The sequence below is a fragment of the Pedobacter sp. PACM 27299 genome, assembly GCF_001412655.1.
Taxonomy (GTDB): domain Bacteria; phylum Bacteroidota; class Bacteroidia; order Sphingobacteriales; family Sphingobacteriaceae; genus Pedobacter.
This window is the reverse complement of sequence record NZ_CP012996.1, coordinates 1,721,418-1,745,488: the sequence shown is the minus strand read 5'-3', so window position 1 is coordinate 1,745,488 and position 24,071 is coordinate 1,721,418. Positions and strand designations below refer to the sequence as shown.

General features: G+C 42.7%; 20 protein-coding genes. 15 read left to right on the top strand and 5 right to left on the bottom strand.

Annotated features, from left to right (window positions below; all coding sequences use genetic code 11):
* Positions 1 to 165 precede the first annotated feature (165 nt).
* From AQ505_RS07405 to AQ505_RS07335, 15 genes are all read left to right on the top strand, one after another.
* Positions 166 to 1,071, top strand: a complete 906-nt coding sequence (locus tag AQ505_RS07405) for a DnaJ C-terminal domain-containing protein (RefSeq protein WP_062547589.1) — start codon at positions 166 to 168, stop codon at positions 1,069 to 1,071.
* A gap of 11 nt (positions 1,072 to 1,082) precedes the next feature.
* Positions 1,083 to 1,370, top strand: coding sequence for a chaperone modulator CbpM (locus AQ505_RS07400; RefSeq protein WP_062547588.1), 288 nt, complete (start codon positions 1,083 to 1,085; stop codon positions 1,368 to 1,370).
* 34 nt (positions 1,371 to 1,404) lie between these two features.
* The gene (locus AQ505_RS07395) at positions 1,405 to 1,587 is read left to right on the top strand and encodes a hypothetical protein (RefSeq protein WP_062547587.1); all 183 of its coding nucleotides are present in this window, start codon (positions 1,405 to 1,407) and stop codon (positions 1,585 to 1,587) included.
* A gap of 70 nt (positions 1,588 to 1,657) precedes the next feature.
* Positions 1,658 to 1,966 (top strand): SOS response-associated peptidase, encoded by a 309-nt coding sequence (locus AQ505_RS07390; protein ID WP_062547586.1) that lies wholly within the window; start codon positions 1,658 to 1,660, stop codon positions 1,964 to 1,966.
* A gap of 168 nt (positions 1,967 to 2,134) precedes the next feature.
* Positions 2,135 to 3,700, top strand: a complete 1,566-nt coding sequence (locus tag AQ505_RS07385; protein WP_062547585.1) for a SulP family inorganic anion transporter — start codon at positions 2,135 to 2,137, stop codon at positions 3,698 to 3,700.
* A 119-nt stretch (positions 3,701 to 3,819) separates the two neighbouring features.
* Complete coding sequence (locus AQ505_RS07380; RefSeq protein WP_062547584.1) at positions 3,820 to 4,149, top strand: ArsR/SmtB family transcription factor; 330 nt, start codon at positions 3,820 to 3,822, stop codon at positions 4,147 to 4,149.
* Between the two features lie 35 nt (positions 4,150 to 4,184).
* A complete protein-coding gene (locus AQ505_RS07375) occupies positions 4,185 to 4,772 on the top strand; it encodes a DUF6428 family protein (protein WP_062547583.1) in 588 nt (195 codons plus the stop codon).
* Between the two features lie 10 nt (positions 4,773 to 4,782).
* Positions 4,783 to 5,196, top strand: a complete 414-nt coding sequence (locus AQ505_RS07370) for an arsenate reductase ArsC (protein WP_062547582.1) — start codon at positions 4,783 to 4,785, stop codon at positions 5,194 to 5,196.
* A 6-nt stretch (positions 5,197 to 5,202) separates the two neighbouring features.
* Positions 5,203 to 6,273 carry an ACR3 family arsenite efflux transporter gene (arsB, locus tag AQ505_RS07365; RefSeq protein ID WP_062547581.1) on the top strand — a complete coding sequence of 357 codons (1,071 nt, stop codon included), beginning with the start codon at positions 5,203 to 5,205 and terminating at the stop codon, positions 6,271 to 6,273.
* A gap of 436 nt (positions 6,274 to 6,709) precedes the next feature.
* Positions 6,710 to 6,994 (top strand): hypothetical protein, encoded by a 285-nt coding sequence (locus AQ505_RS07360; protein ID WP_062547580.1) that lies wholly within the window; start codon positions 6,710 to 6,712, stop codon positions 6,992 to 6,994.
* 114 nt (positions 6,995 to 7,108) lie between these two features.
* The gene (locus AQ505_RS07355; protein WP_062547579.1) at positions 7,109 to 11,494 is read left to right on the top strand and encodes a CusA/CzcA family heavy metal efflux RND transporter; all 4,386 of its coding nucleotides are present in this window, start codon (positions 7,109 to 7,111) and stop codon (positions 11,492 to 11,494) included.
* A gap of 4 nt (positions 11,495 to 11,498) precedes the next feature.
* A complete protein-coding gene (locus tag AQ505_RS07350; protein ID WP_062547578.1) occupies positions 11,499 to 12,782 on the top strand; it encodes an efflux RND transporter periplasmic adaptor subunit in 1,284 nt (427 codons plus the stop codon).
* A 78-nt stretch (positions 12,783 to 12,860) separates the two neighbouring features.
* On the top strand, positions 12,861 to 13,280 hold the full coding sequence (locus tag AQ505_RS07345; RefSeq protein ID WP_062547577.1) for a Fur family transcriptional regulator: 420 nt from the start codon (positions 12,861 to 12,863) through the stop codon (positions 13,278 to 13,280).
* A 155-nt stretch (positions 13,281 to 13,435) separates the two neighbouring features.
* The gene (locus tag AQ505_RS07340; protein WP_082461448.1) at positions 13,436 to 15,469 is read left to right on the top strand and encodes a heavy metal translocating P-type ATPase; all 2,034 of its coding nucleotides are present in this window, start codon (positions 13,436 to 13,438) and stop codon (positions 15,467 to 15,469) included.
* Positions 15,470 to 15,586: 117 nt separating this feature from the next.
* The gene (locus AQ505_RS07335; RefSeq protein WP_231635039.1) at positions 15,587 to 17,155 is read left to right on the top strand and encodes a glycoside hydrolase family 55 protein; all 1,569 of its coding nucleotides are present in this window, start codon (positions 15,587 to 15,589) and stop codon (positions 17,153 to 17,155) included.
* On the opposite strand, the gene AQ505_RS07330 is transcribed toward AQ505_RS07335, so the two are convergent.
* The 5 genes from AQ505_RS07330 to AQ505_RS07310 form a co-directional block, all read right to left on the bottom strand.
* Positions 17,142 to 18,566, bottom strand: coding sequence for a GDSL-type esterase/lipase family protein (locus AQ505_RS07330; RefSeq protein WP_062547576.1), 1,425 nt, complete (start codon positions 18,564 to 18,566; stop codon positions 17,142 to 17,144). The two genes, AQ505_RS07335 and AQ505_RS07330, sit on opposite strands and share 14 nt — an antisense overlap.
* Before the next feature lie 4 nt (positions 18,567 to 18,570).
* The gene (locus AQ505_RS07325) at positions 18,571 to 20,106 is read right to left on the bottom strand and encodes a DUF4955 domain-containing protein (RefSeq protein ID WP_062547575.1); all 1,536 of its coding nucleotides are present in this window, start codon (positions 20,104 to 20,106) and stop codon (positions 18,571 to 18,573) included.
* Between the two features lie 68 nt (positions 20,107 to 20,174).
* Positions 20,175 to 21,494, bottom strand: coding sequence for a polysaccharide lyase 6 family protein (locus AQ505_RS07320; protein WP_062547574.1), 1,320 nt, complete (start codon positions 21,492 to 21,494; stop codon positions 20,175 to 20,177).
* 4 nt (positions 21,495 to 21,498) lie between these two features.
* Positions 21,499 to 22,938: an alpha-L-fucosidase gene (locus AQ505_RS07315; protein WP_197286322.1), complete on the bottom strand. Its 1,440-nt coding sequence runs from the start codon at positions 22,936 to 22,938 to the stop codon at positions 21,499 to 21,501.
* A 225-nt stretch (positions 22,939 to 23,163) separates the two neighbouring features.
* Positions 23,164 to 23,955: a heparin lyase I family protein gene (locus AQ505_RS07310; protein WP_062547573.1), complete on the bottom strand. Its 792-nt coding sequence runs from the start codon at positions 23,953 to 23,955 to the stop codon at positions 23,164 to 23,166.
* Positions 23,956 to 24,071 lie beyond the last annotated feature (116 nt).

Genomic DNA, 24,071 nt, shown 5'->3' with positions numbered 1-24,071 from the left:
ATTTGGTTTATAGCTTAGGTGGTCAGCCACAAGCCATTGATTCTCAAATTTATTATTATTATTGAGAAAATCGGTGTAATTGTAACACTTACTTAATACTAATGGCTAAAAATTAAGGAATGATAAAAATAATAGCTTAAATTTGAGGATAGACCAATTATTGATATGGCATTTATCGACTATTATAAGATTCTGGGCGTTGACAAAAAAGCTTCACAGGAGGATATAAAAAAAGCATACAGGAAACTGGCGAGGAAATATCATCCGGATTTAAATCCCAACGATAAAGAAGCGAACAAGAGATTCCAGGAAATCAATGAAGCAAATGAGGCACTGAGTGATCCGGAAAAGCGAAAAAAATATGATGAGTACGGAGAACACTGGAAAAATTCAGACCAGTTTGAGCAGGCCCGATCACAATCCAGGCATAGTGGAGGAAATCCTTTTGGTGGTGGTAGAGGCGGACAAGGTGCTAGCGATTTTGGCGGCGGCGATTTCTCAGACTTTTTTGAATCTATGTTTGGCGGCGGCGGAAGATCATCCGGAAGAAGCAGCGCCAAATTCAAAGGACAGGATTACAATGCAAGCTTTAGCATTTCTCTTAGAGATGCTTATACCACGCATAAACAAACACTGACCATCAATGATAAAAAAATCAGGATCACCATTCCTGCAGGTATTGCCGACGATCAGGTCATTAAATTAAAGGGTATGGGTGCTCCCGGAGTAAACGGTGGCCCGGCAGGTGATTTATACCTGACCATTAATGTGGAAGAAGATCCCATCTTCAAAAGACTGCACAATGACCTATACCTGACACAGGATATTGATCTATACACGGCTGTTTTGGGTGGCGAAGTTATGGTGGAAACCCTGGATGGAAAAGTAAAACTTAAAATCCCAGCAGGAACACAAAATGGCACTAAAGTCAGATTGAAAAATAAAGGCTTCCCGCTTTACAAAAAAGATGGAGAATTTGGGAACCTTTTTATTACTTATAATGTTAAACTTCCTGAAAACCTGACTGAAAAACAACAAGAACTGTTTAGAGAACTACAAAACCTGAGTTAATCCCTACAGCTATGGAAACAGAATTCATCACCATCACTGAATATTGTATCAATTATCACATAGACCCTTCTTTTATGGTCTCACTGGAAGAATCAGAAATTGTCCGCTTCCCGGTTGTTGAAAAAGAAAAATGTATCCATACAGATCAGCTCGCAGAATTGGATAAATATGTTCATTTGCACTATGACCTTCAAATCAATATAGAAGGGATCGATGCCATCAGGCATTTACTGCAGCGCCTACATGATATGCAGGAAGAGATTAAGGAATTACAGCACGAACTCCAAATCCATAAGTAATATTACATTAACGGAAAAAACTAATTTCCACACTATGAGTTTATCGTTTTCTCTTACAGAAGCGCTTCCAGTGATACAGCAATACTATCCGTATGAATTAGAAGCAGCCTATACGCCTACCTATAACATCGGCATCTACATGCCGGGTATGGTGATCAGGGCTGATGAACCTCATTTAATGAAAAAAATGTACTACTCATGGTTCCCTTTTTTTTAAAGAGCGGAAATCGATCAGGTGTACCGTTGGGCATTCCCAAATTCTTTCTAAGCAACTGTTTAGAAAGCTTATGGTAACCCATAAACGCTGTCTGCTGCTGGCTGATGGCTTTTATCTCTGGAAAAGGTTTGGAGCAGAAAAATATCCCTTTCGCTTCACATTAAAAGACAGGAAGGTATTCTCGATGGCCGGAATCTGGTCTGCCTGGATTGACCCCATCACAAAAGAAAGATATGAATCCTTTTGCATCATCACCATTCCCGGTAATGAGCTCATTAGTGGCATCAGCAAATCTATGCCAGTCATTTTACCGCCGGAAACGGAGAAAGTCTGGCTCAGTAAAACCATTGAAGAAGAAGCCTCCTTGCACTCTGTATGAGCTATCCCCCGGAATTGATGACCAGGTTTCAAGTCACCAAAGACATCGCAGATCGCAGTCCCAACGACTCGAGTCTGATTAAACCGACCAACAATTATCTCTGCCCATCTAAATTTTTCAGCTTCCGTAGATTAAAGCCTGATAAATCCAACGTAACTTTACAGGCAAATGAAGCCTTACCTCCAGAAACCTTTTATCCAGCTTTTCGACTTTTCAAAAAAGATCAATTATAAAACTGAAATCCTTGCAGGGCTAACCGTAGCCATGACGATGATGCCGGAATCTTTATCCTTTGCTATACTGGCAGGCTTCCCACCACTAACAGGGCTGTATGCCGCCTTCATTATGGGATTAGTAACGGCAGTATTTGGAGGCAGACCAGGCTTAATCTCTGGTGGAGCAGGTGCAACCGTAATTGTATTGATTGCCTTAATGAGATCGCATGGCCTGGATTATGTGTTTGCAGCCGTCATACTTGCCGGTGTTTTTCAAATCAGTGTTGGCTTATTTAAACTGGGCAAATTTGTACGCCTGGTACCTCAGCCAGTGATGTTTGGCTTCGTCAACGGATTGGCCATTATCATCTTTATGGCGCAGCTAGAACAGTTTAAAACCGTAATTAACGGAGAAATGGTCTGGCTCAGCGGTACTGCACTGTACCTGATGGCCGGCCTCGTTGCCTTAACCATCGCTATTGTACTGGTCTTACCAAAATTCACGAAAGCCATCCCCGCTTCATTGGTCGCTATTATTGTGGTGTTCCTGATTGTTTTAGGCTTTCATATTGATACAAAAAATGTTGGAGATATCGCAGCAGTGAGTGGTGGATTTCCTCCTTTCCATATTCCTCAGGTACCCTTTACCCTGGAAACCTTACAAATCATCCTGCCTTATGCGTTGATCATGGGCGCTGTGGGTTTAACTGAAGGATTACTCACCTTAAATCTGGTCGATGAAATCACAGAAAGCAAAGGTGATAGCAACCGGGAATGTATTGCCCAAGGGTCTGCAAATATACTAAATGGCTTTTTCTTCGGTATGGGAGGCTGCCCAATGATTGCACAAACACTGGTTAACCTTTCGGCAGGTGCCAGAGCCAGGCTGTCTGGGATCATTGCCGCGATTACGATATTAGTGATCATTCTTTTTGGTGCCCCACTGATTGAAAAAGTGCCAATGGCTGCCTTGACAGGTGTAATGATCATGGTCGCGATTGGGACATTTGAATGGATGAGCTTCAAAGTGATCAATAAAATGCCTGGTAAAGATATTTTCGTAGGGATGCTAGTCGCAGGGATTACCGTATGGCTCCACAATCTGGCACTCGCTGTATTGATTGGTGTGATCCTTTCCGCATTAATGTTCGCCTGGGAAAGTGCCAAAAGAATCCGTGCAAAGAAATACATCGATGAAAATGGAGCCAAACACTACGAGATCTATGGCCCGTTATTTTTTGGTTCTACCCATAATTTCCTGGAAAAGTTTGAACCTGCCGAGGATCCGGAGGTCGTTTTTATTAATTTTAAAGACAGTAGGATTGCAGATATGTCTGGTATAGACGCCATCAATAAATTAACCGAACGTTATCGAAAAATAGGAAAAACGCTTCATCTAACTCATTTGAGTGAAGATTGCAGGAAACTATTAAAAGATGCAGCAGCCATTATTGTTGTTAATATCCAGGAAGATCCTACCTATAGGGTGGCCACCGAAAAAGATCCTGCTGTTTCCTAAAGCATTTATCCACCACTATTCGGGCTCAGTCAAATGTCATATTTTGGTATTTTGGACCCCGCTTATTTGGAAGACACAACTATCAATCGTATTATTGCAATGTATTAATTGAACAAGACATGGGACTGACCAAATCAGAAATATTTACCGACGAGCAAAACCAATTGTCTCAATTATTAAAGGCAATGGCGCATCCGGCAAGAATTGCCATTTTGCAGCGAATCCTGGCTTCCAACACCTGTATTTGTGGTGATCTTGTGGAAGAATTGGGTTTGGCACAAGCCACCATTTCACAACATTTAAAAGAGCTAAAAAATGCAGGTCTCATTCAAGGAACCATTGAAGGTGTTAGTGTATGCTATTACATCGATCCAAAAACATGGAAAATGATGGAAAGTAAATTGGGTGCATTCCTGGGTTCTTATAAAGGTGAAATCCCCTGCTGTTAAAAAAATTATCTATATCAATCGTAAAATTGCAATATATGAATACTACAACATTAATGAACTGGGAAAGCTTCAAATCGAAGTTACAAGCTCATCCTGAGCAAACACTGCAATTTCAATATGCAGCAAATCAATGGGTAGATGCCTCCTACCACATCACCGAAATCAAACAGGCGCCTATCGTATCCGTGGATTGTGGTGGTGTGATGAATTCCTGGACGGAGATCATCCTACAACTTTGGGAACCTTCAGAAAAAGACAGTGAAAGGGCTATGCAAGTGAAGAAAGCCTTATCTATTGTGGAATTGGTAGAAAAATCATTAGCACTGAATCCTGTAGGAATCGTGAAAATTGAGTTTGGAAATTCTCAGTTTGATACCCGACAGATGTATCCTAAAGCAATAACCATCGATGGAGAAAACTTAATTGTAAACCTCATTCCTGATGCCACACAATGTAAAGCGATCAATCGCGGAGGCAACTGTGGCACCAATGACGCAGGCGAAGAATGCTGCAGCCCAACAACAGCAGCAACGGCAGCTGTATCCACAGAAAAACCAAAAATACAATTGATCAATTTCGCTCCGGACGCTGAAAGCTGTACTCCTGGATCTGGCTGCTGCTAAATTTTAATCGATGAAAAAAATACTCATACTCTGCACAGGTAATAGCTGTCGCAGTCAGATTGCAGAAGGTTATTTAAGACATTTTGCAGGCAATAAGGCGCTGATCTACAGCGCAGGAATAGAGACCCATGGGGTAAATCCAAGGGCCATTGAAACGATGAAGCAAGATGGTATAGATATTTCAGCTCATTCCTCTAACCATATCGAAGAATATATGGCCCTTGATTTTGATTTCCTGATCACCGTATGTGACAACGCGAAAGAAAGCTGCCCATTTTTCCCAACTCAAGCCATCAAGTTTCATTACAACTTCCCAGACCCCGCAAAGGCCAGAGGAACTGAAGCAGAAATCCAGGCGCAATTTGCCCAAGTCAGGGATATAATCAAGGAATACTGCCAAAATTTTGTTCACAAAAACCTGTAATTTAGAATGTCTGCAAATCATTGTACCCCAGTAGTTGCGCGAAAAAAATTAAGCTTTTTAGACCGCTATCTAACTTTATGGATCTTTTTAGCCATGGCTATTGGAGTAAGCATAGGATATTTTGTCCCTGCTGCTGCTGGAATCATCAATTCATTTTCCAGTGGAACCACAAACATTCCACTGGCTATTGGTCTGATCCTGATGATGTACCCTCCTCTGGCCAAAGTGAAATATGAAAACATGGGAGAAGTTTTTAAAGACACCAAAGTCCTGAGCACCTCATTGGTACTCAACTGGATCATTGGTCCGGTGTTAATGTTCCTATTGGCCATTACATTTTTAAGGGATTACCCGGAATATATGATCGGATTGATCCTGATCGGTTTAGCCCGATGTATCGCGATGGTAGTGGTTTGGAATGAACTGGCAGAGGGAAACCGGGAATATGCTGCTGGACTAATTGCCCTCAACAGCATCTTTCAGGTCTTATTGTACAGCATTTATGCCTATGTTTTCATTACTGTGCTCCCGCCATTATTCGGATTAAAAGGGCTGGAAGTTTCCATCAGCATCGGTCAGATTGCGGAAAGTGTAGCCATCTATCTGGGCATTCCTTTTGCCATGGGCATCATCAGCAGGTACAGCCTGATTAAATTAAAAGGTGAGCTCTGGTTTCAGGAAAAGTTTGTACCCCTCATCTCACCAATTACCTTGATAGCACTATTATTTACCATTGTTGTCATGTTCAGTTTGAAAGGGGAACTCATCGTTCATATTCCATTCGATGTGGTCCGTATCGCCATTCCATTAGCCATTTATTTTGCATTGATGTTCTTTTTGAGCTTCTTTGCTGGCAAGTATTTCGGTGCAGATTACAGTAAAAGCACTGCGATCGCCTTCACCGCAACCGGAAACAATTTTGAACTGGCTATTGCGGTGGCAATTGGTGTATTTGGAATCAACTCCGCACAAGCCTTCGCAGGAGTAATCGGTCCATTGGTAGAAGTACCAGCCCTCATTGCCCTCGTCAATCTTTCCTTTTGGTTTAGAAAAAAGTACTTCCTTCGGAATGCCTGATCTAACAAAAAATGGAGAGATTTGCCTTTGAAAACTAATTTGCTTTTCTGCAAGAAAAAACGCGATAGTGGTCGGGTAGTGTTCGGGAAGAGATCGCCCTTATTGTAGGAGCTGGAAGGGGTTCGGAAGGGGTTGCCATAGGGTGACTGCATTGTTTACTATAGCAACCCTATCGCAACCCCTTCCGAACCCCCTAGAAAAACAAGTCTCTTCCCGACCACAACCATAGCGCATTTTACCCCCATCCAGAACGCAGAAAAAACAGGCCAAACCAATCCATTTCTATCGGAAAAATAAGAACCCCTTAAAATCACCCTGTTTTTAGAAACAAACATCTCCCCAAAGTAAAAAAAAGTCAAAAAGATCACCAGTAGTTTAAAAAAATATATAAGTTTGCGGCGTGAGGTACTTAGCTTATATATTTACAATTGTCATCATGGCCCTATCAGTATGGCCATGCTGTGATGATGAAGCTAAAATCAGTACACAGCAAACGCACATCAGCGAAGTACAGGAGATCCCTTGTGATCAGGACTCAGGTCCACATACCTGCTCCCCTTTCTTCCATTGCAGCACTTGCCAGGCTTTTGCTATTCCTAGCCCAAGCCAATTGATCAACACTACCGTGTTTTCTAAAAAAGAAGTCAGCTACCCTGAACTTCCTGCCGCTCCACTGGTCATATTCGCCGGTGACATCTGGCAACCGCCTCAGTTAGGATAATTCAACACCATTTCTTCCTTAAAAACAATGAATAATTGTTTGGCAGCGATGAAACATTCATCAGTTTTTGATGAATCCTCGTATTGATTATTTTTAGCTATAATACAAATCCTTATGTTTGATAAGATTATTTTATTCTCCATAAAGAATAAACTGGCCATTGGTTTAATGACGCTTTCCCTGGTGATCTGGGGCATTTATTCATTAACCAGATTGCCCATAGATGCGGTACCCGACATCACCAACAACCAGGTACAAATTATAACCCAAGCACCAAGTTTAGGTGCTCAGGAAGTTGAACAGTTCATCACAGCACCCATCGAACTGGCCATGGCCAATATCCCGGAAGTACTGGAAAAACGTTCCATCTCCAGGTCAGGAATTTCAGTGATTACCATCGTTTTTGAAGACGATACTGATATTTACTGGGCAAGGCAACAAGTGAGTGCCCAGCTGAAAGAGGCAGAATCAAATATTCCAAAAGGCTTGGCAGAACCTACTCTAGCCCCGATTACCACTGGATTAGGAGAGATTTATCAATATGTATTGCATACCAAAAAAGGCTATGAAAATAAATACAATGCTACAGATCTTAGAACTTTACAGGACTGGGTAGTTAGAACACAGCTTGCAGGGACTAAAGGCGTTGCTGAGGTGAGTGGCTGGGGTGGCTATGTGAAACAATATGAAATAGCCCTCGACAATGATAAGCTTAATTCCCTCAATATTACCATTGCAGATATTTATAAAGCATTAGAGAACAACAACGAAAATACTGGTGGTTCCTATATTGAACAGCAAAGTAATTCCTATACCATCCGCGGTGTAGGTCAGGTAAAAAGCCTGGCAGACATTGAAAAGATTGTCGTAAAAAATATGGGTGGTGTACCCATTCTCATCCGTGATGTGGCTACCGTACAATTTGGATCTGCCACCAGATATGGTGCTGTCACCCGCGATGGCGAAGGTGAAGTAGTAGCCGGAATCACACTCATGCTCAAAGGTGAAAACTTCAATGAGGTGATCAAAAATGTGAAAGGACGCATTGAACAGATCCAAAAATCATTGCCTGAAGGAGTAGTCATTGAACCTTTCATTGACCGTACTGAATTGGTCGGCAGATCGATCAGTACCGTACAGAAAAACCTGATTGAAGGTGCACTGATCGTCATATTTGTATTGCTACTGTTGTTGGGTAACTGGAGAGCAGGCCTGATCGTCGCCTCAGTCATTCCACTATCCATGTTATTTGCTTTCTCCATGATGCGTCTTTTTGGGGTATCCGGGAACTTAATGAGCCTTGGGGCAATAGATTTCGGGCTGATTGTAGATGGCGCAGTGATTATTGTAGAAGCCATCATCTTCAGACTTAGCACCAGAAATCAAGGTACAGACAGCATTCCATTAACCAATCAGCAAATGGATGAAGAGGTATATACTGCCTCCTCAAAAATTAGAAATAGTGCTGCTTTCGGCGAAATCATCATCCTAATCGTTTACCTGCCCTTGCTGACATTGGTTGGAATTGAAGGTAAAATGTTTAAACCAATGGCGCAGACCGTCGTCTTCGCTATTGTAGGTGCTTTCATTTTATCCATGACCTACGTACCCATGATGGCCGCGCTTTTCCTGAGTAAGAACACCCAGCATAAACGCAACATCTCCGATAAAATCATGGATGCGATGCTGCGCATTTATCAACCAGCATTAAAAGCAGTATTGAAATTCAAGAAACTCACCGTAGCCGCAGCAATTTTAATGTTCGCGATCACCCTATGGGTATTCAATAATATGGGAGGAGAATTTCTTCCCCAATTAGAAGAAGGTGACCTCGCAGTAGAAATCTCTATGTCGCAGGGAACCTCTTTAACGCAAGTCGTAGAAACTTTTGGTAAAGCGGAGAAAATCCTGAAAGAGCAATTTCCAGAGGTTAAACAGGTGGTGACCCGTATCGGAAGCGCCGAAATCCCTACAGATCCCATGCCAGTAGAACGAGGTGATATGATGGTGGCGATGAAACCTAAAGAACAATGGACTTCCGCAAAAACAAAAGAAGAAATGTCGGAGAAAATGGAAGCCGCATTGTCCATCCTGCCCGGTGTCAACATAGAAATCACACAGCCGATGCAAATGCGTTTCAATGAGCTGATGACTGGTGTCAGACAGGATGTGGCCATAAAAATCTATGGAGAAGACCTGGATGTACTCACACAGCAGGCCAATAAGATTGCCAAACTCATTACCCCCGTTCCTGGCGTTAACGAGCCCTTTGTAGAACAGGTGACCGGACTTCCACAAATCGTAGTGGAGTACGACCGTGATAAAATTGCTCAATATGGTCTTAGCATTGCTGAAGTCAATACTTTGCTGAAAACCGCTTTTGCCGGGAATACGGCAGGTGTCATCTTCGAAGGAGAAAAAAGGTTTGAAATGGTAGTCCGCTTACAAAGAGACTTACGTGAAAACATTTCAAGCATTGAAAACCTATACATTCCACTGCCTTCAGGAAATAAAGTACCGCTGAATCAGGTAGCCAGTATTACCTTAAAAAACGCACCGGCACAAATATCCAGAGAAGATGGAAAACGAAGAATATATGTCGGTTTTAATGTAAAAGGCCGAGATGTAGAACGTACCGTATCGGAAATTCAAAGCATCTTAAATGAAAAGTTAAAGCTTCCTTCCGGATATTACCTGACTTATGGCGGGCAGTTTGAAAACCTGACGAAAGCGAAAAACAGGTTATCTATCGCTGTTCCAATCGCACTGATTTTGATCATGGGCTTACTATACATGACTTTCAAATCCTTTAGTCAGACTATACTCATCTTTACAGCCATCCCACTTTCCGCTATTGGAGGTGTTTTCGCCTTAATCCTGAGAGATATGCCTTTCAGTATTTCTGCCGGTGTAGGTTTTATTGCACTTTTTGGTGTGGCCGTGCTGAATGGAATCGTGTTGATTGGCTATTTCAATCAATTGAAAGAAGAAGGCATGACCGATATTTATCAACGTGTAATTGAAGGGACAAAAGTAAGGTTACGACCAGTGATCATGACTGCTGCTGTAGCTTCATTAGGCTTTCTGCCAATGGCACTTTCTGGCAGCGCAGGAGCAGAAGTACAAAAACCTTTAGCCACAGTAGTGATCGGCGGATTGCTTTCCGCTACCCTGCTCACCCTCTTTGTACTCCCTTGTTTATATTTATTGTTCTCCCGAAAAAGAGAAGAAAATGAAAAATCAAATTCCTATCCAATGGTTAAAAGCTTGTTCATTATTGGACTAATTGGTTTAACCAGCTTTAGCAGCATCAATACCGCTGCAGCTCAAAGTAAACCACTCAGTTTAGACAGCATTATCGCAATGGCCGTAAATAACAACTTAAAGTTGAAATCTGCCAAACTGGGCATAGCACAGTCAAAAGCCTTGCAAAAATCAGGTTTCGACCCTGCAAAAACAGAATTCGCCTTAGCACAAGACCCTACAAGTGGTGGTGGTAACGACAATTCCATTAATGTTACGCAGACTTTCTCCTGGCCAGGATTGTATAAAAACCAGCACAAAGTGCTCAAGATGGAAACTGCACTCACAGAAAAAGCTTTCAATTATTCCCGTGCAGAGATTGTAAAGGATACAAAGAGTGCTTATTACAACTACCTGTACTACCTCCAGACACTAAAAGTGTTGAACTTCCAGGATAGTATCTATCAGAACTTCATCAAAAAGGCCGAAATCAGACATAAATCTGGGGAAACTTCTAACCTGGAACTGATGACCGCCAGAAATAAGTATCAGGAGGTACAGGCCTTAAAAAATGCCGCAGCAGCGGAGTTGAAAATTCAGGAACTTAACCTCCAGCAATTGCTGAATACCAGGTCCCCGATTGTTTTGGCTTCTACCGACTTACCATTGCTAACTGCCCTTAAACTGGATTCAGCAGGAAAAATCTTAAATCCGATGCTCAGTTATCAGGAGCAGCAGGTAGCGATTGCCAACGCGAAAATCGCATTGCAGAAGTCTAAAGCGATGCCAGATTTCAGCCTTGGTTATAGTCAGCAAATGGTGATCAAATCTTTCAATCCGGCAAACATCGATCGGAGTTATACCCCAGGAACCCGCATTGCAGGAATGCAGGTTGGCATTGCCGTTCCCCTATTTAATGGTGCCGGCCGCGCAAAAGTGAAAGCGGAGAAAATTGCCGTTCAAATGGCCGAAACTGATTACCAGAATACAGCTCGTGAGTTTGAAATTCAGTATGAACAAATATTTCAGGAGTATCTGAAAAATAAACAGATCCTGGATTACTACACTTCAGTGGGCTTAAAGCAGTCAAAAGAGCAGCTGCGCATCGCACAAGTATCATTTGATCTGGGAGAAATCGGCTACATGGAATATGTACAGAACATTTCCCTGGCCATTCAAAGCAATATCACCTACCTGGAAACACTAAATCAGCTCAATCAAACCACCATTCAATTGGCATTTATCAAAGGAGAATAATCAGATGAACTTATATAAAAACAACTTACCGTTTGCCCTAATGATCGCATTACTGCTGAGCAGCACGCTCCTCTCTTGTAACGGTACCAACCAAAAAAACACAGAAAAAGAAGCGACGGAAGTACAAGAAGAAGCCGCAGTTAGTGATGAAATTGAGCTGAGCGATCAGCAAATGAAAGCAGTAGGCATAGAGATCGGCACAATCCAGGAGAAAAACCTGACCGCTGTAGTAAAAGCAAGCGGCCAACTGGCTGTACCACCTCAAAATGAAGCTAAAGTAAACCTGCTTTCTGGTGGGATCATTCGTAAAATCAATGTCCTCGAAGGACAGCAGGTAAAGAAAGGGCAAGCCCTGGCAGTAGTAGAAAATCAGGAAATGATTAAACTGCAGCAGGATTACCTGTCGTCGAAAAATGGATTTGCCTTCGTAGATGCCGAATATAAACGTCAGCAGCAATTGAAAGCAGCAGATGCCGGAACGGGGAAATCTTTCCAGCTGGCAGAAGCAAATTACCATACGGAACTTTCAAAAATCAAAGCACTGGAACGTCAGCTACAGCAGCTGGGCATTTCTCCAAGAAGCGTTTCTGCAGGAAATATCACTGCACAGACCACGGTCACAGCGCCTATTTCTGGAACTATAGGAACTATTCAGGTGACTACCGGTGCTTTCGTACAGCCAGGAACTTCTCTAATGGACATCGTAGATAATTCAAAAATCCATGCCGACTTACTCGTATATGAGAAAGACCTTTTCAAAGTACAGGTTGGACAAAAAGTGAGTTTCAGACTCACCAATCAGGACAACCAACAAATTGAAGGAGTATTAATCGGGATCAACAAATCATTTGAAGACGATACCAAAGGCGTAATTGTTCATGCTGTGATCACCAAACCGCTGCCAAATCTGATTCCTGGAATGTATGTAACTGGATTGATCAGTGTAGGCACCGAAAAATCAACAGCAGTACCCATTGATGCAGTCGTAAAGGCAGAAGGGAAAGAATATATTTTCATCCTGGAAGAAGAAGTAAAAACGGATGAACATGAAAAAACAGCGGCAGCTAAATCTCCTGAAACTTCTAAAAAAGAAAACACTAAAGAAGAAGAAGCGGAACATGAACATGGTACTCATTTTAAGAAAATAGAAGTAGTAACCGGAGTTTCAGAACTGGGATACATCAGTATTGCTCCACTGCAAAAACTCCCTAAAGACACGAAATTAGTGGTAAAAGGCGCATTCTACCTTCAATCTAAATCTACAGCACCAACTGCTCACTCCCATTAAAAAACGGTATTTTTGTATCCTGGATGCGAATGTACCAACCTTAGAAAATCAAGTCAGTGAAAATATAAAGATCAGGAAATGACAAAAGACATCGAACAAAGGCTTAAAAATAAAAACATCAACCCTACTGCCATGCGATTGCTGGTATTGGACTTTTTGATGCAGCAAAATACCGCCATTAGTCTGAATGATCTGGAGAAAGGCATGGGGCCATCCGACAGGATTACCCTATACCGTACCCTGAAAACTTTTGAAGAAAAAGGACTGGTTCATCATATTGATGATGGAACAGGAACTACAAAATATGCTTTGTGCATGGAGGAATGTGATGGCGACCACCATCATGACCTCCATGTACATTTTTACTGCAATAACTGTAAAGAGACTTTCTGTCTGCCAAACACTAAAAATCCGGAAATCACACTTCCTGAGAAATTCCGCGCTGAAGAAATGAATCTAGTAATTAAAGGAGTGTGCGACCTTTGCAACCCGGATTAACCAGCACTAAATGCTGTATTTTCAGGAACCTGAATACTCCTTAAATCTTCCTTCTGATGTACCATCTTCCTCTTGCTGCAATGAACATTGCAATAGCATTGCATCATTATTGCTGGTAAATTTGTATATTAATTTTAAAGACGAGGCAAATAATTATGAAAGATTGCTGCAATACAGAAACCGCAACTACAACTATAAAAAACCAGGAAAAAAACTCCCAAAATGGCCTTCATGACCATTCAAAACCTGGGCATCAGCACGATGACGGACACCAGCATGCTGGAGAAAGCCACGATGAAGATGACGGACACAACCATGGATCCGGAGAACCCGAATCATGGACCAGTCACTGGCCCCTGCTGACCGCCCTGACTGTTGTCATCGTGATGCTAACCCTGGAATACGGGTTTAACATTACCTTTAACCAGCTTACTCAACTGATCATTTTTGTTCCTGCTTATCTTTTGGCGGGCTACAATGTATTGGATCTCGCCTTCAGAAAAGCCATGAGATTAGATTTCTTCAATGAGTTTTTTCTGATGAGTGTAGCGACCATTGGTGCATTTGCCATCGGTTCTTACAGTGAAGGTGTGGCCGTTATGGTCTTCTATTCTATCGGCGAATGGTTCCAGGATAGTGCCGTAAATAAAGCAAAAAGAAGCATTAAAGCCCTTTTAGACATCAGACCCGATACTGTAGATGTGATCCGGGACGGGAAAGTGACTACGATTGCCCCGGCAGAAGTAGCCATAGAAGAGATTATTCAAGTAAAACCTGGAGAAAAAGTAGCCCTGGATGGCGTATTATATTCCGAAAAAGCAACCTTCAATACTGCAGCCCTGACCGGAGAAAGCAAACCAGACTCCAAGAATAAAGGAGATCAGGTGCTGGCAGGAATGATCAATCTGAATCAGCTGGCACAAGTGCAGGTGAAATCTCTGTTCAAAGACAGTAAGCTCAGCAAAATTCTGGAAATGGTGCAGGATGCCACAGCCAGAAAATCACAGACCCAGCTTTTCATCTCCAGATTTGCTAAAGTATATACGCCAATTGTATTCCTGCTGGCGGTTCTACTCATCACCCTTCCCTATTTCTTTGTAGCGAATTACGTGTTCCAGGAATGGTTTTATCGTGGATTGGTGTTTTTAGTGATCAGCTGCCCATGTGCCTTAGTGGTCTCTATTCCACTTGGTTATTTTGGAGGAATCGGGCTGGCCTCGAGAAATGGAATCCTGTTTAAAGGATCAAACTTCCTGGACATCATGACTAAAATTGATACCGTGGTGATGGACAAAACCGGCACGCTGACTAAAGGTGTTTTCCAGGTGCAGAAAGTGAGCACAGTAGCCGGTATTGAAGAAAAAGGATTCATTCAGCTGCTCGCGGCGATCGAAAGTAAATCTACACACCCAATTGCAGCTGCAATTGCTGAATATGCAGGAGCTGCTCCGAATCAGGACCAGATCGGCCATGTAGAAGAAATCGCCGGACACGGTTTAAAGGGCCTGATCGATGGCAAAGAAGTCCTTGCTGGGAATGCTAAGCTCCTTAAAAAGTTCAGCATTGCTTATCCTGAAGATATAGATGCGATCGTAGACTCAGTGGTGGTAGTGGCAATTGACCAGAAATTTGCAGGTTATGTAACCATTGCGGACGAAGTCAAAGCAGATGCAAAACAAGCCATTGCAGACCTGCACGCTTTGAATATAAAAACAGTAATGCTCAGTGGCGATAAACAAAGTGTAGTGGATAAAGTAGCTGCATTTTTAGGCATCGATCAGGCCTTTGGCGACCTGCTTCCTGAAAACAAAGTGACACAGGTAGAAAACCTTAAATCAACAGGAAGAACGCTGGCATTTGTTGGAGACGGCGTAAATGATGCACCAGTAGTGGCATTGGCAGATGCAGGAATTGCAATGGGTGGACTGGGCAGTGATGCGACCATTGAAACCGCCGATATTGTGATCCAAAACGATCAGCCTTCCAAAATAGTCGCGGCCATTAAGATTGGTAAGCTCACCAGAAATATCGTTTGGCAGAACATTATCCTTGCCATGGGCGTAAAAGTAATTGTATTGATTCTTGGTGCAGGTGGCGTCGCCAACCTTTGGGAAGCGGTAATTGCAGATGTAGGTGTGGCCCTGCTTGCCATTCTAAACGCCGTCCGCATTCAAAGAATGAAAGTTTAAAATCGTCAAAATTATGGAGGAATTGCCAAATATCTTGACTAACCTGCCAAAATGGGCGATTAAAATTTAGAATATTATAACGCTATTGCATGGTCATAAACCAATACCGACCATAAAATGAAACACAAATTTACATGGAGTGTGCTGGCCGTTCTGACCAGCACCTTTCTTTTTTCCTTTATCAAGGAGCATGACCCTGCCATCACAGGACATAGCCACCATACCAAAAAAAATCCCTGGGAATCGAAGTACCTCAACATTAGTAAAAACGGAGCCATCACTTACCATCCCGACGAACAAGGAAATACAATTCCGGATTTTAGCCTGGTCGGTTACCACCATGGCCTAAAACCCATCCCTAAACTTAAAATAGTTAAAACTCTCCATCCCGGCACAGGCGATGCGGGAAACATGATTCAGCAAGCAATCGATGAACTTTCAAAACAACCTGCAGATAAAAATGGCCATAGAGGAACCATTCTCTTAACTAAAGGAACTTATCCTATTTCGGGCACCATACACCTCAAAGCCGACGGCATTGTGCTGAAAGGAGCAGGAAATACAGCCAATGGGACTAAACTCATTGCAACCGGAAAAGGTTCCCGCTCCCTACTGGAAATCAGTGGTACCGGAAAAACCACAGAAATTCCTGGCAGCAGAGTAAATATAACCAATGCTTATGTCCCTACCGGAGCAAAATCTTTCAACGTAACGGATGCTAAAGCCTTCAAAACCGGAGATAAGATCATTCTTTTCAGGCCAGGAAGCAGCAATTGGATCAAGGATATACAAATGGATCAAATAGTAGCCAGAGATGGCACCAAACAATGGACTGCCGAAGATTATAACCTGAGTTATGAAAGAGAAATCACAAAAATTGTTGGGAATACGGTCTTTATTGACAATCCAGTGGTGATGGCGATCGACCAGAAATACAGCACCGGAGCAATTTACAAATACAGCTACCAAGGCCGCTTACAGGAAGTTGGTGTAGAAGACATACTTTTTGAATCTGAATATGCGAGTGATATTGATGAAGATCATGGGAACATTGCCATTAACTTTGACCATATCGAAAATGGCTGGGTAAGTGGCATCACCGCCCGTTTTTTCATTTATGCTGCTGTTAGTCTGAATACTGGTGCAAAAAACATCACGGTTAAAGACTCCAAATGTCTGGATGCAAAATCAGTGATTACTGGTGGCAGAAGATATTCTTTCAACAACAACGGACAGCAAAATCTCTTCATGAACCTGGAAACTACAGAAGGTCGCCATGATTACGTAACCGGAGCCAAAACAGCAGGTCCTAACGTGTTCTACAACTGTAAATCCAGAAATACCCATGCCGATATTGGACCGCACCACCGATGGGCAAGCGGAACGCTATACGACAATATCGATACGGATGGACAAATTAATGTACAAGACCGTGGAAACTGGGGCAGTGGTCATGGCTGGGCGGGTGTGACACAGGTGATTTGGAACTGTACCGTAGCATCCGCAGCCGTCCAAAATCCATGGGCATCCGGTAAAAACTATGCGATAGGTATTAAAGGAAAAAAGGTAGCCGGACGTTTACCAGGAAAACCTGATGGAGAATGGGAAGGTCAGAATCAAAAAAACCTGCAGCCAGCATCTTTATTCCTCGCACAAGCTAAAGCAGCCGGAATCAATATCCGGTAGCTTTCAGAATAAAATCAACAATAGGTTGCGGATTGGGCAGACTATGCGGATGATGTTTGCCTTCAGGCTTATGGATCAGCTGAATCTCACCACCCGCAGCTTTAATCTTCTCCGCAAAGGGAAGGCTGTTCTCGGTCATCGGCACCACCTCATCCATATCCCCGCAAACATGTAACATCGGATACTTTCCTTTTACAATCGCACCTATTTTATCTATTGGACTACCTTTAAAAGCCTCGGCTTCCGCATCATTTGCATAGCCGTAATCCTTTAAAAAAATCGCCCAACTGTCCTTACTGCCTGGTCCTGTGCCTTTGCCACCCGGCCAGCTTTTTAAATCCAGCACCGGGTTATCCGCATACACACAAGCCACTTTATCCGGATTGACCGCTGCCCAGTTATAGACATACACGCCACCTCTACTCATCCCTTCCATCACCGCCTTCTTTGCAAAGCCCATCTTTTGAAGCGAACGGTAAAAGTCATTCCAGATGCCAATAGCCTCCTGATTCCCGAACAACTCTGCCACATCGCAATACACGATATGGAAACCACGTTCCAGCAAAGCGATATCTGCTTGCGGCTCATGCCCAAAGAACCGCGCTCTCCATACCCATGGCATGCCTTTCGCCACTTGCTTCGGACTCACGATCCGGGCATCACGCCCTTTAAATGAAAAGTCCAGTTCCTCATAACCGTAAAAAGACCTTCTTTTCAAAGGCACTTTGATCTTAGTGGAAAGGTCTTTTCCTGGTTTATTTTTTTGCAGTACATAAGCCTTTAAGCGTTCCGCAATAAAGCCATCGCCTACAGCATTCGGATGGACTTTATCTGCCAGTAAAGACTCTTTATCTCCAAATAAAGAATAAAGATCCAGTAATTCCAGGCGTTCTTCATAAGCCACTTTTTGTACCATAGGAATCAGACTATCCTTTAAATAAGCACTCGAAATGCCAAACTGCGTTTCAGAAAAAGCTTTTAAGGGCAATAGTAAAACCACCTTCGGTTTAGATGCCAATCCCTGAAAACTATGTACCATATCTTTATAATCCGCGACAAAAGAAACCATCTCCGCACGGTTGATTTGTTTACTATCATTCGTTCCCAATTTGATAAAAACCAGGTTCGGAGCGCTCGACAATACCTGCTGATATTCCTTCGTTTTCCAATAAGGTTTGTTTCCCTTTTTTAGCATCGTAGCCCCGCTGACACCAAGGTTCATAACTTCAAAATCAGGGCCAAGCAACGTTTGCAGCTGTGCAGGATAAGATTCCCTGGCCCTGTCTTTTAATCCAGAACCAAAAGTGATGCTATTGCCCACACAAACAATCCGTGTTTTTGACTGTGCATACCCTTCCTCAGCAGTGATAAAAACCAACAATATCAACAGCACTTTAAATATTCTTCTCATTTTTCTATTTAGCTTTAGACAAGTCAATCACTTTTAGTCTCCACTGAAGCTGCGCCTCAAATAAAGAAACCGGGAGTACGGGTTTACCTTGTGATTCATTGATCCCGGTATGGGCAAAAGTAACTGCTTTATCGGAAGTAAAGCCAACCAGGATCGGCAAAGCAATCGTATAATTCCTTCTTCTGCTGCTGTCCCAAAAATCATAATGCTGATCTTTTGCAGATCTATGATTAAAGTTCCAAAGCACCAATTCCTTACCATGGTGCGGATATCCTGGTTCAGGACCGCCTAAATTATAAAATACACCGCCCTCTACATGGTCATAGAGCGTCGCATACGGTTGTCCGGAGTGAATATCAAAGTTCTGATCAATCCCCAAACTGCAATTGGTAATCACCGTTCCTACGGCACTGTAACCGGTTCCGGCACCATGATGCTGCGCTCCGTTGAAGGTACAATTCTTTACCAATACACCATATCCCGTACGTGCATGTACAGAAGCATGGCCTTTCTTTCCCCTAAAATGGGTATTTTCTATGGTCATCCGATAACCTGATCGGATAAAAATACCTTCATTGAGGTCATGGAACTCACAATTCCTGATCCAGCTGTCCTTCACATATTCCATCCCGACAGCTTCATAGGCATAATCATGGATGTCATTTTTATGGTGGATAAATTCTTCCGGATAATTCTTCCAGTTGCTGGAGAATCTCAGGTCTTCGATGCCACATTCCGAAATAGAATGATAACTTTCTATGTCCCAGCTGCCACTCTTCACCAGCTTGATATCCAGGTGAATTGGGTTCTTAAAAACGACCTGATTTCCGCTGATTTTTACGATCGTATGGATCTCATAAATTTGCATTCCTCCTTTATCACCGAACAATCTCGACCATTGTGGTTTTAAATCCAGTGGAGCAAAATACAATCTGGTAAATTCTTCCGTTTTGTGTCGGATCACTACATCCTGACCCAACTTTAATTTCGAGGCATCCTGTACCTGTACTGCAAAAGTTTCCCTTCCTGCATCTGCAGTGATACTACTCAATTTTTTACCATTACTTGCTCCAGACTGAAACAAAAACTGACGCCCATGAATCCGCATGTTAGCCTGATAAATCTCAGTACCTCCTGCTCCGCTTCCAGAACCCTTCAAAATGATCCCAGATTTAGAAATCCGGATCTGCTTTTTAGCATCCCCATCAGGGGCGATCAGGTACTTTCCCGGAGAGAAGAACACAATTCCTCCACCCGGATTGGCCTCCGCGGCATCCACGGCTTTTTGAATAGCAGCATCATCAAACAGGTCATCATTGGGTACTGCACCATAATCATCTACTTTAAACACCTTTTTCCCTGCCAATGAAGGAAGCTCTTTTTCCGACCAATGGTAACCGGCATAAGAAAAATCTGGAAGTATAGCTATGGTCCCCTGCTGTTTAGCCTTTACAAAATCAAGCCATAAGGGGGATATTTGCTGTGCTTTTCCAACGATAACCATGCATAGTAAAGGAAAAACAAGAATTGATCGCTTCATTGAAGGAAATATATTTAAAGAAAAAATAATAGGAATCAATTTATGACTCGAAATATAAGAAATCGGGATTACAGTACCGGAAAAGAAGTATTCAACTTAGCCCAATCCGGTCCGATCTTCCTATTTTCCCAAAAGGGCTCAAATGGCGACTGCCCTGGTTTTAAGTACAAACCATTATTCATCTTTTTAAGGACTTCATTTTTCAATGTAAAACCTTTTTCAGGAGTTCCTGAATAAGATGGACTCAAGATCTGGTTATCCTTAAAATCAACCTGCACCTTTTCATCGTACCATTTTAATGGAGATTGATCTGCCACAATGATATTCTCTACAAAAACTGTGTTTAAAGCGGGTAAATACCGACCAGGATTATAGCCCGCAGCTATCGCAAAAGGTTCTTTGCAATTGAGAATCAGGTTATCCTTGATCAGGGCATTTTTCACTTGCCAATGGCTTGTTAATATCGGATTTGGTAGCCCTGCCATCACAGAAATCGCCGCACTCACGCTCGTTCCTGTTAAATCCTGAAAGTAATTGTCATGCACCAAATGATCTTCCCCAATGATGCGAACCCCACCGGTTCCAGGTTTACCGTTGCCAATAAAGAAATTTCCTGAAACTTCCGAATGGTTCCCATGCCTTAAGGTCAGCGTAGCCTTGCACTCATAAAACAGGTTATTTCTAATGATATTCCGGCATGATTTATTAGAAACAGCTTCTAACTCCCCATTACAGTGTTCAAAAATATTTTCTTCTACTATCGTAAACGAATCATGAAAAGACCAGGTACTGGTTCCTATTCTAATGGTTTCGCCGCCATTTCTTCCCAATTCCGGACGTGACCCAAAATAATTATGATCGATCTGGTGGTAATTTGGTTTCTCTGAAAGCCAGACTACCAGCGTCACCCCTTGATGGCGTTTCCCTTTAAAAAAACAATGGTCTACCCGATTATGGGCTCCTCTTAAAGAAACCCATCTGTAATCTACTTTTTCATCCGGATGGTTATAATCGACCACCGCGGTATTTGTTAACCTGCAAAAAGAGGAGCTTTCAGAAAAATTAATCACATCCCCAGCCTGTAAAAAACCATTGCTAAAAGACAATCCATCTACCAGCAGCCAGGTTCCATCGATCTCCAGTGAGGAACTCCCGGTCAAAACCGTTTTACCTGGATTTGCAGCCAATAAAACAATGGGACGCGATTTGCTCCCATTGCCTTTAAATACAATTTTCTGATCTTTCCATTCACCTGCTTCCAGTATCACCCGATCTCCAGGCACTAAAACCAAGGCTTCCAATTCCTTAGCAGAGCGAATTCGGTAATCTTTTGCCTGCCCAATAGCAGCAATCCATAGCAGCACCACAGTAAAAAGTATCGTTTTCATTTGATTAATCTAATGCACCAGTTTTCATTTCTTTTTTAGGCTGATTAGTGACATGGTGCTCAACAGTACCTTCCAGCTCCAGACGGATCACGGATGCCACTGCATCAGGAGCATTCTGAGGTACTGTAATCAACAGATCATCTCCTTTTCTTTGCGTGCTCAGCTTGCTCTTTTTCGCTAAAAGCGATGCCGATAACACCTTATTTTTCAAGCCCGGAACAACCAGAACGCCATCTTTAGGCCAGTTGAACACAGATAAATAAAGGACAGTTCCTTTTTTAGTTTCTTTTCTTGTGCAGCGTCCCCAATCCAATGGGGCTAGAGGGCTGGCTTTTGTGCCATAAATCGCTTCACTATTTACCTTCATCCATTTTCCAATATCGCTCAGCCTTTGTACACTTTCTTCTGGAAAAGTACCATCTGGTTTCGGACCCACATTCAGCAGGTAGTTTCCACCTTTAGAAGCGATATCTACTAAATTACGGATCAATGTTTCACTTGATTTCCATTTATGATCAGCCGTACGGAATCCCCAGGTACCATTCATGGTCATGCAGGTTTCCCAGTCCATCCCATCCAGTTCTGCCTGATTAGGGATTTTTTGCTCTGGAGTTTTAGTGTCCCCAGGGAAATTAGGTCTTTTTAAACGATCATTGGTAATGATTTGAGGCTGTGTTTTTAGCGCATTTTGAAGTTTTAAAGCGGCTTCATCCGTCATATTTGTTGGCGTATCCCACCAAAGCACGGCGATATCACCGTAATTGGTCATCAATTCTTTTACTTGTGGGACAGCTACCTCATCGATATACTGGTCGAAAGTTTTGGTCTGCTGCGCAGGATCCCAATGTCCTTTATTGGCCAGCGTATAAGCGTCAATCTTTGTTGAATCCGGGTTCGCCCAGCCTTCTCTCATTTCTTTTCGTGCAGCTGATCCACCGGGATTATTCCAATCCTGTGCCTGAGAATAATAAAAACCTAGTTTCAGTCCATATTTCTTACAGGCTTCTGCCAAAGGTTTCAACAGATCTTTACCATAAGGAGTGGCATCGGTGATGTCCCATTTACTGGCTTTAGAGTTGAATAAAGCGAAACCATCGTGGTGTTTCGCCGTAATGATCAGGTATTTCATTCCCGCATCCTTGGCCATTTTCACCCATGCATCAGCATCATACTTCGTCGGATTGAAGCTTTTAGCCATTTCCTGATATTCTGCAACTGGAATCTTAGAGCGGTTCATGATCCATTCTGCGCCACCGCGAAGCTGTTCATGTCCTTTATATACGCCAGCAAACTGCGCATAAACACCCCAATGGATGAACATGCCAAACTTGGCTTCACGCCACCAGGCCATCCGCTCATCTTTGGTAAGCGCGCGCTGGCCATGGGCAAACTGAATAAAAAAAGATAGTGTTATGATTAGTGATAATGATATTTTACGCATCATGGTTATATTGGTTAGGTGTCCTAATGTACTGCATATTTAGCAAGGGGAACACTCTGTAATTGGCTGATGTTTCAGCAATATTACCCTGAGTGCTCCCCTTCCATGCTATAGGCCATCATTCTATTGGATGTCCTTTTTCCAGCCCTTCGCGTTATTCCAGCCCAGCCTTTATTCCAATTCACCAAACGTCCATTGCTTTCGGCCTAACATCCGTAAAAACCTCAATTATTGCGCGACATCGGCATAAGTAGTCCCGATTCTGATCTTTTTCACATAATGCGTTACCGCCGCTTCATCTCCACCATATACGCCCCATTTAGGATCACAATCCTGCACATCAAGCGTCCTGCACATCAGTCGCTGTGTGCCATTCGACAATGTTTGTTTCACTCCGTTATACCAGAATTCAACAAATCCGATAGCTGGATTACGGGAAACTTTCATACGAATCACAAAACTCATCCAGGTACTCACCGGCAAATTAATCGACCATGGCACTGTAGCCACATGGTTATCGTCAAAATGCTGCAATTCCAATTTCCCTGATTTTGTTCTCAGCATCAAAGGATGATTTTGCAGGGAGCCATCGGTTGGATAAGATTTCCATTGGAAAATTGCCTCCGTTTTTAGATTAGAAGGGATGAGCAATTTACTGGTAAATCCAATATAAATCTCATCACCTTCGGCTGACTGAAAATTCTTGGCCCCACGTACCTCGGTGCGGTGGCTCCCCAGTGGTTTCAAAAATTTCCAGGTCAATACACCCGTTTCATCTGTCACCGTAGATAATGCCCCCGTTCCCTCAATATTGATGGCTTTCCAGAGATTATCGGCGCCATTACTCGCATCACCGTTAAACAGTACCGAAGCAGCAACAGGATCATCAGTCGTCGTCACCACATCTTTAGTTTTTGGATTCGGACTAAGAACCGCCTCTGCTGATCCTTCCTTTTCACAACTGGACAATAACAAACCCCCACTCATCAATGCAGCAATCATTAATTGATTCTTTTTCATAAAGTTTATATATGGTTAATGTTTAATTGATTCTTGTTATTGTCCAGTTATGGAATAAAAATATCCGGCATTTCATATGCGGACCTTATAGCCAAAGCGAAAACCGCTGAGGCCAA